13 protein-coding genes are annotated in these 16,184 nt (G+C 61.9%); 3 read left to right on the top strand and 10 right to left on the bottom strand.

Going from position 1 to position 16,184, the window contains the following annotated elements; all coding sequences use genetic code 11:
* Positions 1-8 precede the first annotated feature (8 nt).
* The 3 genes from EIH26_RS03795 (at position 9) to EIH26_RS03785 (ending at position 3,328) form a co-directional block, all read left to right on the top strand.
* Positions 9-869 (top strand): TPM domain-containing protein, encoded by an 861-nt coding sequence (locus EIH26_RS03795; RefSeq protein ID WP_124060955.1) that lies wholly within the window; start codon positions 9-11, stop codon positions 867-869.
* A gap of 98 nt (positions 870-967) precedes the next feature.
* Entirely contained in the window at positions 968-2,218 is a 1,251-nt protein-coding gene (locus EIH26_RS03790; protein ID WP_124060953.1) for an SPFH domain-containing protein, read from the top strand.
* Positions 2,219-2,404: 186 nt separating this feature from the next.
* A complete protein-coding gene (locus EIH26_RS03785; protein ID WP_124060950.1) occupies positions 2,405-3,328 on the top strand; it encodes a LysR family transcriptional regulator in 924 nt (307 codons plus the stop codon).
* 96 nt (positions 3,329-3,424) lie between these two features.
* Here the strand turns inward: EIH26_RS03785 and alaS are convergent, their stop codons facing one another.
* The 10 genes from alaS to EIH26_RS03735 all read right to left on the bottom strand — a co-directional run bounded on the left by alaS (position 3,425) and on the right by EIH26_RS03735 (position 16,029).
* Positions 3,425-6,055, bottom strand: coding sequence for an alanine--tRNA ligase (gene alaS, locus EIH26_RS03780; RefSeq protein WP_124060948.1), 2,631 nt, complete (start codon positions 6,053-6,055; stop codon positions 3,425-3,427).
* A gap of 111 nt (positions 6,056-6,166) precedes the next feature.
* Entirely contained in the window at positions 6,167-7,579 is a 1,413-nt protein-coding gene (locus EIH26_RS03775) for an AI-2E family transporter (RefSeq protein ID WP_124060946.1), read from the bottom strand.
* Positions 7,580-7,591: 12 nt separating this feature from the next.
* A complete protein-coding gene (locus EIH26_RS03770) occupies positions 7,592-8,242 on the bottom strand; it encodes a DUF948 domain-containing protein (RefSeq protein WP_124060944.1) in 651 nt (216 codons plus the stop codon).
* A 96-nt stretch (positions 8,243-8,338) separates the two neighbouring features.
* On the bottom strand, positions 8,339-9,646 hold the full coding sequence (locus EIH26_RS03765; protein ID WP_124060942.1) for a replication-associated recombination protein A: 1,308 nt from the start codon (positions 9,644-9,646) through the stop codon (positions 8,339-8,341).
* 58 nt (positions 9,647-9,704) lie between these two features.
* On the bottom strand, positions 9,705-10,511 hold the full coding sequence (locus EIH26_RS03760) for an ABC transporter ATP-binding protein (protein WP_124060940.1): 807 nt from the start codon (positions 10,509-10,511) through the stop codon (positions 9,705-9,707).
* Complete coding sequence (locus EIH26_RS03755) at positions 10,501-11,496, bottom strand: iron ABC transporter permease (protein ID WP_124060939.1); 996 nt, start codon at positions 11,494-11,496, stop codon at positions 10,501-10,503. Before EIH26_RS03755 ends, EIH26_RS03760 begins: the two co-directional genes overlap by 11 nt.
* A gap of 57 nt (positions 11,497-11,553) precedes the next feature.
* Positions 11,554-12,519 (bottom strand): heme ABC transporter substrate-binding protein IsdE, encoded by a 966-nt coding sequence (gene isdE / locus EIH26_RS03750; protein WP_124060936.1) that lies wholly within the window; start codon positions 12,517-12,519, stop codon positions 11,554-11,556.
* The gene (locus EIH26_RS03745) at positions 12,512-13,420 is read right to left on the bottom strand and encodes a heme-binding Shp domain-containing protein (RefSeq protein WP_124060934.1); all 909 of its coding nucleotides are present in this window, start codon (positions 13,418-13,420) and stop codon (positions 12,512-12,514) included. Before EIH26_RS03745 ends, isdE begins: the two co-directional genes overlap by 8 nt.
* Positions 13,421-13,430: 10 nt before the next feature.
* Positions 13,431-15,101 (bottom strand): NEAT domain-containing protein, encoded by a 1,671-nt coding sequence (locus tag EIH26_RS03740; RefSeq protein WP_206424665.1) that lies wholly within the window; start codon positions 15,099-15,101, stop codon positions 13,431-13,433.
* Positions 15,102-15,345: 244 nt separating this feature from the next.
* A complete protein-coding gene (locus tag EIH26_RS03735) occupies positions 15,346-16,029 on the bottom strand; it encodes a Crp/Fnr family transcriptional regulator (RefSeq protein WP_124060930.1) in 684 nt (227 codons plus the stop codon).
* Between the last annotated feature and the right edge of the window lie 155 nt (positions 16,030-16,184).

Below are 16,184 nucleotides of genomic sequence, written 5' to 3'. Positions count from 1 at the left end.
GAGACGGTATGCTCACGAGATTCCCGAAAACGCTGGCAGCGATTTCCCTGTGTTTCTGCCTTTCCTTCCCCTTCTCGCTCGCCCCATGCGGCATCGCCTGGGCGGCAAGCGACGCGTTTGCGAACAACGAGAACCAATCCAATCAGGGAACGTTCGTCTTCGATGAATACGGGGCTCTAAGCGCCGATGCCAAACGGGAACTGGAGCGGCAGGGAGATTTCCTGGCCGAGCGCTACCACATGGGAACGTACCTGCTGGTTGTCCCGAACATCGGATCGCAGCAGGTGCGCGACTATGCCACCGGCTACTACAACAGCCACCACCTGGGCCTTGGCGAGAAAAAGAGCGGCATTCTGTTCCTCGTGGCAATCGATTCACGCGACTACGTAACCATCACCTACGGAGACGGTATCGAGGCCTTCACCGATTACGGCGTGAAATCCCTCGAAGAGCGCATCCTTCCCAGTCTCAAGGACGATCAGTGGGACGACGCCGGATCGGCGTTCTACCACCGCGCAACCTACCTGCTTGAGTACCGGGCCGAAACGGGATCGTCCTTCGATTCGGACTCCGATCCCGTAGACAGGCTGCTCGGCCTGCTTTTCGAGATCGCGATAGCATTGGGCGTCGCAGGCGCGATAGCCGGCGGACTGAGCGCGATGGAATACCGCAAGATGAAAACCGCACGGCTCAAAACCGAGGCCGCCGACTACGTCGAACAGGGAAGCTTCAAACTCGCCTCCCAAAACGACTGGTTCGTCACCTCCACCATGTCCGTCGTCCCCCTGCCAGACGACCACAACTCCTCGGGAGGCGGATCCACCGTCTTCAGCGGCGGGTTCGGCGGATCGTCGGGAGGAAAATTCTAGGCAACGGCATCGTGTTCGGCACAGGATCCGATATATCATCCGAGGCAAGCTCGAAGCGCAGCCGCAGCGCATGAAGCGGCACGAACGAAGGAGCGACCATGGGACTTATCAAAGCAGCAGTCGGAGCGGGCGGAGGCGTGCTGGCCGATACCTGGCTGGAATTCTTCAACTGCGATGAGATGGCCGCAGACACCCTCATCATCAAGGGCAAGAAGCAAACGTCCAGCCGCGGCCGCAGCTCGAACACCAAGGCCGAAGACAACATCATCTCGAACGGATCCAAGATCGCCGTGAACGAGGGTCAGTGCATGATCATCGTCGAGTCGGGAAAGATCGCGGAGTTCTGCGCCGAACCCGGCGAATACACCTACGAGAATTCCACCGAGCCCAGCCTGTTCTACGGAAACTTGGGCGAAGGCATCGTGAACACCTTCAAGCAGATCGGACAGCGCTTCAAGTTCGGCGGAGACCCCGGAAAAGACCAGCGCGTCTACTACATCAACCTCAAAGAGATCATCGGAAACAAGTTCGGCACCACCTCCCCCATCCCCTTCCGCGTGGTCGACAGAAACGTCGGACTGGACATCGATCTCGCTATCCGCACGAACGGCATGTACTCGTTCCGCATCACCGACCCGGTGCGCTTCTACACCACCATCGCCGGAAACGTGGCGGAAAAGTTCACCTGCGCCGACGTTGAAAGCCAGCTGCGCAGCGAAATGCTCACGGCGCTCCAACCCGCTCTTGCCCGCATCTCCGCGATGGGCATCCGTTACAGCGAGCTTCCCGGCCATGTGACCGAGCTGACCGACGCCCTGCGCGGCGAGCTGAGCCAAGCCTGGGGTGAAGCGCGCGGATTGACGCTCGAGACCGTCGCGTTGAACTCGGTGAACGTCTCCGAAGAGGATGCCGCCCTCATCAAGGAGATGCAGAAGGCGGGCGCGCTGCGCGATCCCGGCATGGCGGCCGGCTCGCTTACCGCGGCGCAGGGCGACGCCATGCGCGCCGCAGCGGCAAACGAGGGCGGAGCGCTGACGGGGTTCATGGGCTTCGGCATGGCGCAGCAGGCAGGAGGCGTCAGCGCGAACCAGCTGTTCGAAATGAACGCCCAGCACCAGCCCGCGCCGACGGCCGCGGGCGCATCCGATGCGCAGGGCAGCGCCGGTGCGACGACCGCGACCGCAGAAGCCGGTTCGTGGACCTGCCCCAGCTGCCAGGCCGCAAACGCCGGAAAATTCTGCAGTAACTGCGGAACGAAGAAACCCGAACCGACCCGCTGGTTCTGCCCCGAGTGCGGAACCCAGAACTTCGGCAAGTTCTGCGGCAACTGCGGAACCCCGCATCCCTAACCGCCCGGTCCCTCTCATTGCCAAGGACGAGTTGGCGCAATCGCCTTTTCAGACTCCCGACACCGCCTCGCACACGGTGTCGGGAGTCCTGTTTTCAACGAACGGGTTCTATAATCAATATTCGCTTTTTTCGATAATTCATCTTGTATTAAAATGAGCGCGTATCGAACGAGGGGGATATATCGAATGACGCTTCAACAGCTCCGCTACCTGATCGCCATATCGGAACACGGCTCGATCAACGCAGCCGCGCAGAATCTCTACATCAGCCAGTCGAACCTTTCGACAGCGGTCAAGGAGCTCGAACGCGAACTGGGCATCACCATTTTCACGCGCTCCAACCGCGGCGTGCACCTCACCAACGACGGCACCGAACTCCTCGGATACGCACGCCAGGTAATCGAGCAGGCCGACATGCTGGAAACGCGCTATGCGCACGGACGGGAAAGCCAGGTGCGCCTGGCTGTATCCACTCAGCATTACCACTTCTCGCTTCAGGCCTTCATCAACGTCGCCGAAGGCTGTGAAAGCGAGAAGTACGATTTCGTGCTGCGCGAATGCGCTACGGGCGAGATCATCGACGATGTGCGAACCTTCAGGAGCGACGTGGGCGTTCTGTACATGGACGACTTCAACTCGCGCGTTTTGCAGAAGGCCTTCAAAGACGCCGAGGTAACGTTCACCCCGCTGTTCAAAGCGAGGGTGCATGTGTTCGTAAGCGAGAAGCACCCGCTGGCCGACCGTAAGATCCTCAACCTGGGCGATCTGGACGAGTACCCGCGCTACTCGTTCGAACAGGGGACAGCCAACTCGTTTTACTATTCGGAGGAACCTTTTGGCTACCTCCCCCATAACCGCAATATCCGCTACTCGGATCGCGGTACTCTCACCAACCTGCTAACCAGCTTCAACGGCTACACCGTATCCACCGGCGTGCTCTCGCCCGAGATGCACGAGGGCATCGTCGCCATTCCGCTGGATGTAGATCAGAAGATGACGGTCGGATACATCATGCACAACGAACGCCGCCCTGGCCAGCTTCTTCTGCGCTACATCAAAGAGCTTCATCGCGTTATCGACGAGCATCCCTCCGTTCAGTCGTTCGACTAGACTCCGAATGGGAAAGCCCCTATGCAAAAACAGGGGAGCCGTTTTGCACGGCTCCCCTGTTTTTTGTGATCGTGTCTACCGATTCTTCGGGAAAGGCTACAGCCCCAGCATTGATCGGGCCTGATCCAGCGCCTTTTCCAAACCGGACGCATCCTTTCCTCCGGCTTGGGCCATCGAGGTCTTTCCACCGCCGCCGCCCTTGATAGCAGGAGCGATCGCCTTGATGATGGCGCCCGCATCGAAACCGGCCGCCACCGCCTCGTCGGTTCCCGCAGCAAGCAAAACGGGCTTGCCCTCGCTTTCCCCCGCAAGCACCACCGCACCGGGACGGGCCATGCGCGAACGCAGGACATCCCATGCGTTGCGCATCGAGGACGAGTCGGCGTTGTCGATAGCCCCGACAACCACCGGATAGCCCGCAGCGGCATCGCGCGCTTGCTCCAGCAGACCCGCCACACCGTCTGCGGCGGCATTCTGCTTGGATCGCTTCGCCTCGGCCTGAAGCTCTTTGAGCGCTTTCAGGTTGACGGCGACGCGCTCGGCCGCCTCGAGGGGCTGGGCCTTCAATTGGTCGGCAACCGCTTTCAGCTGCGCCTCGCAGGAATTCAGATACTCGAGGGCCGCGAAGCTGGTAACCGCCTCGATGCGACGCACGTTCGCTCCGACGCTCGATTCTCCCACGATTTTAACCAAGCCGATCTCGGAAGTGTTGCCCACATGGCAACCGCCGCACAGCTCGCGCGAGAAGGCCCCCGCCTCGACCACGCGCACAACCTCGCCGTACTTTTCGCCGAACAGGCCTGTTACGCCCGAGGCGCGCGCTTCGTCGAGCGAGGTCTCGTAGATGGTGGTAGGGATAGCCTGCATGACGATCTCGTTCGTTCGCGCTTCGATGCGCCTGATCTCGTCGGGGGAAACCGCCGAGAAGTGGGTGAAGTCGAAACGCAGACGGTCGGGTCCCACGTAGCTGCCCGCCTGGTTCACATGCTCGCCCAGAACCTCGCGCAGCGCCGCGTGAAGCAGGTGCGTTGCGGTGTGGTTGCGCGTGATGCGCGCACGGCGCAGCCGGTCAACCGAAGCGGTTACCTGCGCACCCGCCTCGATCTTGCCCGACGCGACCCTCACCTTGTGGCAAACCAGACCCTTTTCGGGGGCCCTGGTGTCAAGCACCTCGACACGGGCAGCCTCGCAGAAGATGACGCCGGTATCTCCCACTTCGCCGCCCATCTCGGCGTAGAACGGCGTGACGTCGAGCACTACCTCGCCCTCGTCGCCTTCGGAAAGCGACGAGGCAAGCGCGCCGTCCTTGACCAGAGCGACCACTTCCGCAGCAGACTCAAGCGTCCCGTAGCCGACGAACTTCGTGTTACCGCGCTGCTTCAGCAGGTCGGCATACACGCCGCCGAACGTGCTCCAGGCAGCTTCGGCATCTTTCGTGTTCGCCGCGCGGGCGCGGTTGCGCTGCTGCTCCATATTCGCCTCGAAGCCCGCCCGATCGATGGAAATCCCGCTTTCCGCGCAGATCTCTTCGGTAAGCTCGACGGGGAACCCGTACGTATCATGCAGAGCGAAGGCGACCTTACCATCGAGAACCGAGCCCGACTCCATGTCGATCAGAGCCTCCGCCAAATAGGCCTGCCCCTGGCGAAGCGTCGCGCCGAAGCGCTCCTCCTCCGAGAGGATGACGCGCTCCACCAGCTCGCGATTGTCCACGACCTCGGGGTACACATGGCCCATGAGCTTGATGATCTCTTCGAAGCACGCGCCGAGGAACGGCCCTTCGATGCCCAGCTTGTGCCCGTGCAGAACCGCGCGGCGCAAAAGACGGCGCAAAACGTAGCCGCGACCCTCGTTGGACGGAAGGATGCCGTCGGCGATCATGAACGAAACGCTGCGGCTGTGGTCGGCTATGATGCGCAGCGACAGGTCGGATGCGGCGTCCTGCTTGTACGCTTTGCCGCTAAGGCGCTCGCCCACGCTGATGAGATCGCGCATAACGTCGGTCTCGTAGTTCGACTGGACGCCCTGCATGATGGCGGCCATGCGCTCGAGGCCCATACCCGTGTCGATGTTTTTGGTGGGAAGGGGCGCGAGCGTCCCGTCCTCCTGCCCGTCGAACTGGGTGAACACGCAGTTCCAGTACTCGAGGAAGCGGTCTCCGTCATCGCCCGGCTTCTCGCCCTCGAAGTCGGGACCCTGGTCGAAGTAGATCTCGGAGCACGGGCCGCACGGGCCGGTAGGTCCGGCACGCCAGAAGTTGTCGTCTTCTCCCAGACGGGTGATGTGATCCTCGGGCACGCCCAGACTCTTCCAGATCTCGATGGTCTCGTCGTCATCAAGGTACACCGTGAAGTACAGGCGCTCTTTGGGAAGCTCGAGCACCTCGGTGGAAAACTCGTAGGCCCAGGCGCACATCTCCTGTTTGAAGTACGCTCCGAACGAGAAGTTTCCCAGCATCTCGAAGAAGCTGAGGTGTCGTCCGGTGGTGCCGATGATGTCGATGTCGTTGGTTCGCACGCACTTCTGAACCGTGGTGGTTCCCGTGTACTGGGGATCAAGCTCTTTCACATGAAGGAAGTAGGGCTTGAACTGAACCATGCCCGCGCTGGTCAAAAGCAGCGAGGGATCATCGGGGATGAGCGAGGACGAAGGCATGCGCTTGCATCCCTTCGCCTCGAAGAACTGCAGATACTTTTCGCGGATCTCCGCTGTGGTCATGTATTTCACAGAACAACTACCTATCTATCGCCTGTACCCATGCTTTACGCATGTCCTTACCCTACTTGCCCCGCGCCGAGCGCCGAACCTCGAATAAAGCACCGTCCAGCCCGCTCTCTCCTACCGATCTTGGGGCCGATCCAAACCCCCCGCTTCATCCATCTCGATGGAAACCTTTGCAGCCTGGGCCTCCTCGGACAGGATCGGTGGACTTTCTTCGGGAGGCCGCAGCGCCTCGGCAACGCGTTCGGCCTGGGCCATCTCCTCCCCCGTTGCATCCGAGAGCGGATCGAACCCGTCTTCCAAAACCGGCGCGCCCTTGAAGAAGACACCATCCTCGGACACGATGCGCCGTCCCGTATTCCGCTCGAAATAGTACACGAAAACGGACTTGGCGAGGGCGACTACGGGAATGGACAGAAGAGCGCCGACTAGGGCTCCCATAAGACCCGCCGTGGTGCCGCCGACGGCGGAGCCGGAAAGCAGGGCCAAGAAGGTGAGGGCGGGATGGATGTCAACCGCGTTGCTCATGATGCGCGGCGATACGAACGTGTAGACCAGCTGCTGGATGACGATCGTTCCCAAAAGCGCCACGAGCGCGGTAACCGGGCTGATGAACAAGCTCATCAGAGCCGCAATGAGACCTCCCAGCCACGGCCCGACGATCGGAATGATGTTGAGGATCCCCGTGATGACGCCCAGTGCCGCCGGGCTTTGGATTCCCAAAACGGTGAACAGCACGCCGCAGCATCCGCCGATAATGGCGCATTGGACGGCGGTTCCCACGATGTAGCCGCCCATGACCCTGGTGGCGCTGCCGTGGAGCATCTTCAGATCGTCGGAGTACTTGGGACCGAACACCCGACGCACCTCGGTGCCCAGATTCGGAAGATCGACCAGCATCCAAAATGCAATGACCAGCGAGAATCCCACGGTAATGAAGATGTTCGCAATCGAGGTTCCCGCCGCGACGATGGTTCCCGCACTCGACCCCGCAAGCGAGGACGTCCAATTGATGAGCGACGACGCGATTCCGTTGACCGTGCGCTTCACCTGATCGTTCTGGAGGAAATTGGAGTAGCGCGCATACAAGTCGTTGAACAGGTTGTTCAGCGCCCTGAAATAGTCGGGGATGTTTGCCACCAGATCGGCGAACTGATTGCTGATGCCGATCTGGGGGGAAAAGACCACAAACGAGATGGCCCCCAGCCCCGCAAGCAGCAAAAGGTAGGCAACCGTGGTTCCGATCAGACGCGGAACCCCTCGCGCTTCAAGGAAAGCGACCGGGGCGCGCAAAAGGAACACGAACACGATGGTCCACAGAATGATGCCGACGGGAATGGAGACGACGATCACGGCGTTGACCGCGGCAACGATGAGGATGATGGCCCCCACCCAGGCCCACACGGTGAAGAACCGGCGCTGCGCCTTAACGGCGCGCAGGCTCTCGCGGGCGACCTCGTCGTTCGCCTGGCCCTTCAGCGGCAAGACGTCAAGCAAGCGCTTCGCTTTGTCGGCAACGGGATTGGACATGGAAACGCGTCCCTAGGCCGTCTTCTCGGACGAAGCGGGCTGGTAGTGAAAATAGCCGTCGAGCTTCGACGCATCATGCACCGAAACGTCCGATGCAGAGCGGCCTGCATCGGCGATCCGGTTCGATTCGGAAGCGGAATCGTCACATGAAACCGAAGCCCGCTGGCCCGCTTTTCGCTCTTCGCCTTTAAGCTGCTCGAGGGCGCGAGCCGTTGCGGCGCGCTGCCGCTCGAGGCGGGCGGTCTCGTCGCTAATCGATTTCATCCGAAAAACCGAACGAACCTTACCCGAAACGCTTTTCACGGCGTTCATGGGAGCATTGGCAACCGAGTCCACCGCCGCAACCGCGCTGGACGCCGTATCGGAGATCGCAGTGACATCCTCGAGAATCTGATCGACGCGCATCAGCTCGAGGTTGGCGGCGTCGAGCGTAAGCGAAACGCGGTCGACCAGAGGATCGACCTTGTCGATTGCGGGCCGAAGCGTGCGCGTGATGTACTCGACATGCTCGAGCGTGGGTTCGATCTGCTGCTTCACGTCATCGACCGTCGTACGCAGAGACTTCACCGCACGGTACAGCTCGATCAGCAAAACGATGAGAACGATGCCGACCACGACGAATACGGCGGGCAGCGCCATGCTGAGAACGGCAGTTGCATCCATAGGAAGCCTCCTGAAAACGGTAACACCTCACTATATCATCCAACACCTACGAAAACGGCTGATTGCGCCTTGGTTCATGCGTCATTCATAGGCTTGCTACGTGCGGTCTCGCCAAGCGCCGTCGATGCGGTACCCCTCCCACCCGCGCTCGGTGGGCCGGTAGAACGCACCGCGCTCGAGGCCTTCGGGAAGATAGCGTTGGTCAACCCACCCGCCCGGATAGTCGTGGGGATACAGGTACGCGCCGTAGCCTTCGGACCCAGGACGGTGACGATCGCGCAAATGATCGGGAACGCTGCGCGCCGGACCGTGCCGCACTTCGGACAGGGCCGCATCGATGCCCGCCTCGCACGCGTTGCTTTTGGGGGCAAGCGCCAGATACGTCGCGGCCTGTGCGAGGTTGATACGGCACTCGGGATACCCGATGACTTCGGCGGCCTTGAACGCCGCGGCGGCGACCAGCAGCGCCTGGGGATCGGCGTTGCCCACATCCTCCGATGCCGCGATCAGCATGCGCCGGGCGATGAACTTCGGATCCTCGCCGCCGTCCACCATGCGGGCAAGCCAGTACAAAGCGGCATCGGGGTCGCTTCCGCGCATCGATTTGATGAACGCGGATACGATATCGTAGTGCATATCCTTGTTCTTGTCGTAAGGAACGCTGCGATGGGGAACCGCCGATCGGACCGCCGCCGCGCCGATTTCGGCCGGAGCGCCCCCCTCACCGGGTTCCACCATTCCCGACGCCAGATCGAGCGTGGTGAGAGCGGCACGGCCGTCCCCTCCCGCCAGCATAACCAACGCATCGCGCGCCTCGTCGGTCAGACGGTAGCGCCCCTCCAAGCCCCGCTTATCCGCCAAGGCCCGATCGATCAGGGCCGATATATCGGCATCGGTCAGCCCTTTGAGCTCGACCACGCGCGAACGGGACAGCAGCGCGCTGTTCACCTCGAAATACGGGTTCTCGGTGGTAGCTCCCACCAAAACGACCACGCCGCTTTCGACGGCGTGGAGCAGAGAGTCCTGCTGGGCTCGGTTGAAGCGATGGATCTCGTCTACGAACAGGATGGTTCGCTGACCGGTAAGCCCCAGCCTCTTTTCGGCTTCGGAGATTTCCCTGCGCAGATCGGATACGGTGCCGCCGATAGCGGACACTTCCACGAACGCCGCCGCGGTGGTTTCCGCAATGACGCGGGCAAGCGAGGTCTTGCCCGTTCCAGCCGGACCGAACAGAATGATGGAGCTCAGGCGGTCGCGCTCTATGACGGCGCGCAGCCAGCTTCCCTCGCCGCACGCTTCGCGCTGTCCCACCATCTCATTGAGGGAGCGCGGGCGCATACGCACCGCCAGAGGCGCGACTTTTTCCTTCGCCTGGTTCTCAAGCTCTGTGAACAACGTATCCATGCGCTCCACTATAGCACATATGTTCGTGTTTGAACTGCGTCGGATCGTCTTGCGGACATCACACCGACAGCACGAACGGCCTTCCATCGATGAGGGCGATATCGAGGCTCACCCCGTACACCTCTTCGATGAGCTGCGGCGTAACCACGTCCTGGGGAGGTCCCTGACCTGCGACCTTTCCCTTGGCAAGCGCGATTAGATGATCGCTGTAGCGAAGCGCCTGGTTGATATCGTGCAAAACCATGACGATCGTCATACCGAACTCCTCGTTGAGCCGCCGCACCAAGCGCAGGATCTCCAGTTGAAACCGAACGTCGAGGTACGTCGTCGGCTCATCGAGCAAAAGCACTTTCGACCCCTGGGCAAGCGCCATCGCGATCCACACCCGCTGGCGCTGGCCACCCGACAGCGATGCCACCGTGCGGGTGCGCACCTCGGACAGCTCGCACACCTCGATCGCCCAATTTACCATCCGTTCGCTGTCCTGCACACAAGAACGCGCCTGCGAACCCACCATGCCGCCGACGAACCCCGTGCGCGCCCGATGGGGAAAGCGGCCATAGGCCACCAGGCGCTCGACCGTCAGATCGAACGGGGCGGTGTTGTTCTGGTGAACGATGGCCACGAGTTTGGCGTAGTCGCGCAGACGCAGGTCGGCGACGTTTCCCCGACGCAGGAGCACCGTCCCCGACGAAGGCCTCAAGCCTTTGCTCATCAGGTTGAACAGCGTGGTCTTCCCCGATCCGTTCGCTCCGATCAGCGTGGTCACCGCGCCTTCGGGCACCGTGAGGCTCAGATTGTCGAACACCCGGTTTTCCCCGTACGAGAACGTCAGATCGGTGATGGTGAACACGTTACTCGCCATAGACGCCGCCCGCCTTCCTGAGCAAAACGATGAATGCGGGGCCGCCGACGACCGCCATTACGACAGCGGCGCTGATCTCGTAGGGGGCTGCGATGCTGCGCCCGATTGTATCGGCCAGAAGAAGCGTGAAGGCACCCAGCAGCATGGAATAGGGCACGAGCCATCTGTGCGAGGAACCCACCAGCAGACGGGCGCAATGGGGAACGATGAGTCCGAGGAAGCTGATGGGACCGATCACAGCCGTCGCGACAGACGCAAGAACGACCGCGACGACCGAGATGCCCAGGCGGCTCTTCGCCACATCGACGCCAAGCGAACGGGCGGTCTTGTCCTCGAGCAGCAGCAGGTCGCACCGCTTCCACACGAAAAGCGCCGCGATCAGGAAAGGAGCCGCGTAGGCCGCCAGCACGCGAACGTCAGACCAGGTTTTCATGGTGATGTTCGCATCCGCCAAGCTAGCCGCCCCCGACATGACGCCGCCCGATGCGGTGCTCGCGGCGGCGGACAGGCCGGAAAACATCGCGCTCACCGCGATGCCCACCAAGATGATGCGCAAGGGCGAAAGCGAGCCCGCCCTCCACGAAAGCGTATACACCAGGGCGAACGCCGCCAAACCACCCGCACATGCAATGAGCGGCGTGAAATAGAACAGCGCCGGAGCGAACAGCACGACGGCCACGGCGGCGCATCCCGCCCCCGAACCGATGCCGATTATGCCGGGATCGGCCAAGGGGTTCCTGATGACGGCCTGCAGCAGCACGCCCGACACCGAAAGAGCCGCCCCGCCGGCCAGCGCGATGAAAATACGCGGGAACCGCAGATCGAATACGGTGGCGACAGCGTCGTCGTATTCGATGAACAAACCGGAGAACAGCTGGGCCGGCTCAACCTTCAGCGTGCCCGTGTTCACCGCGACTACGAACAGCGCCGCAAGCGCGACGATCAGCACCGCAAACGCCGATATCTTCCGTACCGTACCGATCATGCCTTCCCGCCCATCGAATCCAGAGACGAACCGTAAAACCCTTGCCGATCCGTCCGCCTATGCGCCCGCTTCCCCGCTTCCGAACACGCAGGCTGAAGTTCCATCCGACCCGTCAGAACCTTCGTAAAGAATAGAGCGCAGATCCCTCAGGGCATCCGGGTAGGCAAACGTCGCGCTCATTCCGAAGCACTTGTGGGACAAGTCGAACACGCGCCCTTCCCGCACCGCCCTGAAATGCTTCCACACGTCGTTGGTGGAGAACTCTTCGGCGAACATCTTCATCACGTCGTCGGGAAGCGCATGAGAGGTTCTGAGGATGATGTCGGGGTCGCGCGCGAGCATATCCTCGGTGTTCGCGTTCACGAACGCATCTTCAGCGTCCGCATACACGTTCTCGGCCCCGGCAAGCTCTGCCAGGCTCCCCGCATAGCTGTGCGGCGTGGCCACAAGATACGATCCGGGAAGGCCCATGAGGATCAGCACGCGCGGCGGGCGCCTGCCCTCGATGCTGGCGCGGTAGCCTTCCATGAACCGTTCGTAGTCGTCCACCAGACGCTGGGCCTCCTGCTCGCGATCGAACTTGCGGCCCAGATACGAAATCGAGCGGTACAGACCATCGACGCTGTTCAAGTCTAGGAAGATGGACGGCTTGCCGATCGAGGCGTACTTGGGGCGCAGATCGTTTTCAAGCGAAACGGGCGATACGACGAAGTCGGGGTGGAGCTTCGCCACGATCTCGAGATCGGGCGCCATAGGCGGGCCCACAACCGTTGCATCGGCGTAGCGCTCGGGAAGAACCGCCGCGGTTCGGGGCACTCCCACCAGATCGAGATCGAGCCGCTCGGCGATCGAAACCGCCGCGACCGACGTGGCCACCAGCCGCGGGGCGCCGTCGCCAGATGCCGCGCGCTCGGGGTGCTGGTTGACGCACCCGGCCAGCAGCATGCAAACGACAGCGGCGCACAGGGCCGCAAGCCCTATGCGCCGCTTCGCGCTGAAAGCGAATACCGACCGCCTATCCATCGCAGCCGGTACCCTCGGCGCTTTCAGCCGCTGCGGCTGCAGCCGACGCCTGAACCGCACGGCGCGGCCTCGCAACCGCGAAGTACGCGACCAGAGCGCCGAGGGCCGCCACTCCCGCAACCCCGCCGACGATGACCGGGTAATTCAGCGCCTCGGCCCCGTTCGAACCCGAAGAGGTTGCCTCTGCGCCGTCTCCCGTGTACTCCTTCACGCCTTCCGCGGCCGATCCTTCGGCAAGGGAGGATTTCCGCCCTTCGGTCCCATCGCCCGGCGTCTCGGAAGAACCGGAGGCGAGAGAAGCGGGGTCGGCCTGTTCTAAGGCGCTCCCTTCGCCCGGCACCACCGTCTCGACGAACCCGGCGGCGTTACCCTCCTGCAGGTTGCCGAGCGTGACGAAGTACACCACCTCGCGACCCATCGCGTTCACATACATGTTCACGCGCAGCGTAGCCCGCTCGCCCGCGATGCGCGCACGCACATCCACCTTGTTCTCGGCCGCATCGGTTCTCATAACCTGGGCGGGCTGGGCCGCGTCGAACGTCCCATCGTGATCGGCATCCGACGCTATGGAAACGGCGCCTACCTCGGCGGCTTGGGCCATGCGAAGCGTCACGAACACGGACCCGTCAACATCCTTCTCAACGTAGGCCTGCTGGCCGGTTATGCTCTGGGCCATCGAGGTTCCCAACGCCGACTGGGCAGACCCTCCGGCATCTTCGATCGCGCCCGTGTCGGGGTTGGAATACGATGGGTTCGTCGTCGCAGTGTAGACTGCCGACACCTCGGCGTAGGCCAACCCGACCCTATCCGCAAGCGCCAGCGCGACGGCCAGCGCACAGCCAAGCGCAAACAGCCCCGCGGCCACGGCCGCCTTCTTCGCGGAAGACGCGGAACACCTCATCGGCCAACCTTTACGCACGACGGCGACGGGTGAGCGCGGCAGCGCCGGCAGCAGCCAAAGCCGACACGGCCGTCACCACGCCGGCTCCGGCAGATGCATGCGCATCGCCGGTCTGGGGCGTCCCCGTCACCGCAGAATTGCTGGGAGCGGTGCCGGTCTTGCCCGAAGTGGCATGGAAGTTCGACCCCGCGCCCAGGTCCTTCGCATCGCTTAGGTACAGGTGCATATCGGTGTTGACCGTCATGTTGTTCATGGCACTGATGGTCATCGACAGGCTCACCGTCGTGTCCTTGTCCGAGCGCGGAATGACGATGCTGTATTCGCGGCTGCTCGCGCTCTCGCTTACCACGGATGCGGCAACCCCGCCGTAGGTAAGGCTGGTGATGTAGTCGGGGCGGTTCGTGGAGAAGCGCACCTCGAGCGTCCCGTCGGCTCGGGGAATGACAACCGCGTTGTCGCCGAAGTACTGGCCGGCCATCGACGCGATGCCGGTTCCCGTTTTAGTGAAGTTGATGGGAATCCGATACGAATGCCCAACCTGCATGCCCTGAGCCTGTTTGAGCTGCTCTTCCGGTACAGGAACGGGCTTGGGATCGATGGGACCGGGCTTGGGAGTAGGATCGGGCTTGGGCCCCGGTTCGGGCTTGGGCGCCTCCTGCACGTCAAGCACCACGTCGGTGACCACTTCGGAATGCGGACCGGCGGTCACTTTCCAGGTCACGCGGAAAGGCTTCGTCACGGAGGCCACGTTGAACTTATAAACCTTGGAACCGTCTGCTGCCTCGGACACCTCGGCTGCCTTTCCAGCATCCCCGTAGGTCGCACCGGCGAACAGAGCGGCGGACTTCTTCGCAACCACCAGGAAAACGTCGAACGTAGCGTCGGGCTTGGCGGTGTAGCCCGCCGTAGTGCCCACCATGCCCGCCATATGAGACGTCACATCCTTGCCGGAAGACGGGCTGATGAACTTGACCGCAGCGGTTTTATCGCCGGGAACCTGAGCGGGGTCGGAGGGTTGGTCGGACGATCCGCCAGGATGCGTTCCCCCGCCCGGAGTAGTGCCGGATCCGCCGCCCGGGTTGTCGCCTTCGGAGCCGCCTCCCGGCTTAACCGGAGGCGTCGGCTGATCGAGCTTGACCACCTTCACCGACGACGTGTCGATCTGAATAGCGGCGCTGGGCGTGTACCCCATCATTTTGGGAGAGGTGAACCGAAGCGCCACCAGACCGGTCTTCTTGGTCTGCTCGCTTAAGACGATGGAGAAGTCGGCCGCAGACCCGTTCTGGGAGTCGGGGCTGGTCCACACGCGCTTGGGACCGCCCGTCGGTTCGGCGCCCTTGGTGAAGCTGTCGAACTGGTCGACCGCACTCAGATATCCTCCGAACACGCTTCCGATCTGCAACCGCAACGTGTAGGCCCCGTCTTTGACCGTCAGATCGGCCGTCTTGGTCAGGGCCGAGTTCATCACGGAATCAGACGTCGCCGCAGGGGTCTGCTTGGCGGACACGGAAACGGTGTAGGTCCCGTTGGCCAGCTTCGCCCAGTCGACACCTGCGTTCTGCTCGGATACCGCGCTCGCCCCGTCGGCGAACGCAACGGCCGGAACGGGTGCGATCGCCAGCGTTGCCGCCAAAGCAACGGCGGCTCCGCACGAAAGCCAGTTCTTACCGGTCATGTACATGGACTCTCCTCCTTTGCGCCCCGCCCTTGCACGGGGTCGGCACCCCGAAAAGGACGCCGCAATCGAACCGATGAAGCACATAAAGTTAGCCTTGGATCTCTTTCACCTTTATTTTTAACATCGGCTTACTTTTTTCGCAATACACGGCGAAAAGGAAAAGATTATTTATAAGAAAACTGTATGTTGTGATTTACTTTTAGCTGCAATCAGTCCAAAAGCGGTCTCGCCGAACACGCAGCGGGCATTACCTCTCCAGAAAGGAGCGGTCGATCACTTCGATCGCCCCGCCGTCAAGCGACACGATGCCCTCATCGCGCAGGCGGCTGAGCTCGCGCGAAAGCGCACTGCGATCGGCGCCGAGGTAGCGTGCCAGCGAAGCGCGGCTCTTCTCGGCCATGGTGTCCTTCGGAACCAGGCCGCTCTCGCGTTGAAGCAGGTACAGCTTGATGCGGTCGCGCAAACGCTTCTGGGACAGCAGCTGCATCTTGCGCACCAGCATGGTGTTCTTGCGGGCGAGCATGCGCACGTTGTTCGCCATAATGACGCCCGCATAAGGGGTTTCCAGCATAGCGCGACCCGTCATCATGCGGTTCATGTCCAGCCACAGCACGCGCACATCGGATGCGGCCTGGGCTTGCACGATGCTGGGATCCCCCGCGCACGCCACGGACTCGGCGAACATTCCCCCCCGTCCCACGACGGCAATGGTTGACGCGTTGCCGTCGTCGTCGTAAAAGTCTATGCGCACGTACCCCTCCACCACAACGCCCACCGCATCAGGATGCTCGCCCAGATGCAGCAGCAGCTCGCCTTCGAGATACGTCTTTTCCTGAACGCACAGCTTGTCCAGGGTCTCCCCGTACAGATCGCGCGGCACGCCGTCCAGCAATCCGCTGCATGCGAGAGATCGAGCTGTCTTATCGTCCATGCTGTACCCGCTTCACTTTGTGCGTCACCATACGAAAAGAAAAGCAGATGCGCGAACGGATCGTTGTTGCTGCAGTCACACTCTTACGGATAACCACATAATTGTTAGATAATACTAACACGATTTTCCGAAAGGGAGCCCACCTAGATATGAAC

The organism is Gordonibacter sp. Marseille-P4307 (genome assembly GCF_900604965.1).
In the GTDB taxonomy this organism is placed as follows: domain Bacteria; phylum Actinomycetota; class Coriobacteriia; order Coriobacteriales; family Eggerthellaceae; genus Berryella.
The sequence above is the reverse complement of the archived record's forward strand: the minus strand, read 5'-3'. Positions and strand labels throughout refer to the sequence as shown.

What these genes read in the sequence shown, in the direction of transcription:
- EIH26_RS03795 (WP_124060955.1), top strand. Translation starts at nt 9, where the DNA reads ATGCTCACGAGATTCCCGAAAACGCTGGCAGCGATTTCCCTGTGTTTC.
- EIH26_RS03790 (WP_124060953.1), top strand. Translation starts at nt 968, where the DNA reads ATGGGACTTATCAAAGCAGCAGTCGGAGCGGGCGGAGGCGTGCTGGCC.
- EIH26_RS03785 (WP_124060950.1), top strand. Translation starts at nt 2,405, where the DNA reads ATGACGCTTCAACAGCTCCGCTACCTGATCGCCATATCGGAACACGGC.
- EIH26_RS03775 (WP_124060946.1), bottom strand. Translation starts at nt 7,579, where the DNA reads ATGTCCAATCCCGTTGCCGACAAAGCGAAGCGCTTGCTTGACGTCTTG.
- EIH26_RS03770 (WP_124060944.1), bottom strand. Translation starts at nt 8,242, where the DNA reads ATGGATGCAACTGCCGTTCTCAGCATGGCGCTGCCCGCCGTATTCGTC.
- EIH26_RS03765 (WP_124060942.1), bottom strand. Translation starts at nt 9,646, where the DNA reads ATGGATACGTTGTTCACAGAGCTTGAGAACCAGGCGAAGGAAAAAGTC.
- EIH26_RS03760 (WP_124060940.1), bottom strand. Translation starts at nt 10,511, where the DNA reads ATGGCGAGTAACGTGTTCACCATCACCGATCTGACGTTCTCGTACGGG.
- EIH26_RS03755 (WP_124060939.1), bottom strand. Translation starts at nt 11,496, where the DNA reads ATGATCGGTACGGTACGGAAGATATCGGCGTTTGCGGTGCTGATCGTC.
- isdE (WP_124060936.1), bottom strand. Translation starts at nt 12,519, where the DNA reads ATGGATAGGCGGTCGGTATTCGCTTTCAGCGCGAAGCGGCGCATAGGG.
- EIH26_RS03745 (WP_124060934.1), bottom strand. Translation starts at nt 13,420, where the DNA reads ATGAGGTGTTCCGCGTCTTCCGCGAAGAAGGCGGCCGTGGCCGCGGGG.
- EIH26_RS03740 (WP_206424665.1), bottom strand. Translation starts at nt 15,101, where the DNA reads ATGTACATGACCGGTAAGAACTGGCTTTCGTGCGGAGCCGCCGTTGCT.
- EIH26_RS03735 (WP_124060930.1), bottom strand. Translation starts at nt 16,029, where the DNA reads ATGGACGATAAGACAGCTCGATCTCTCGCATGCAGCGGATTGCTGGAC.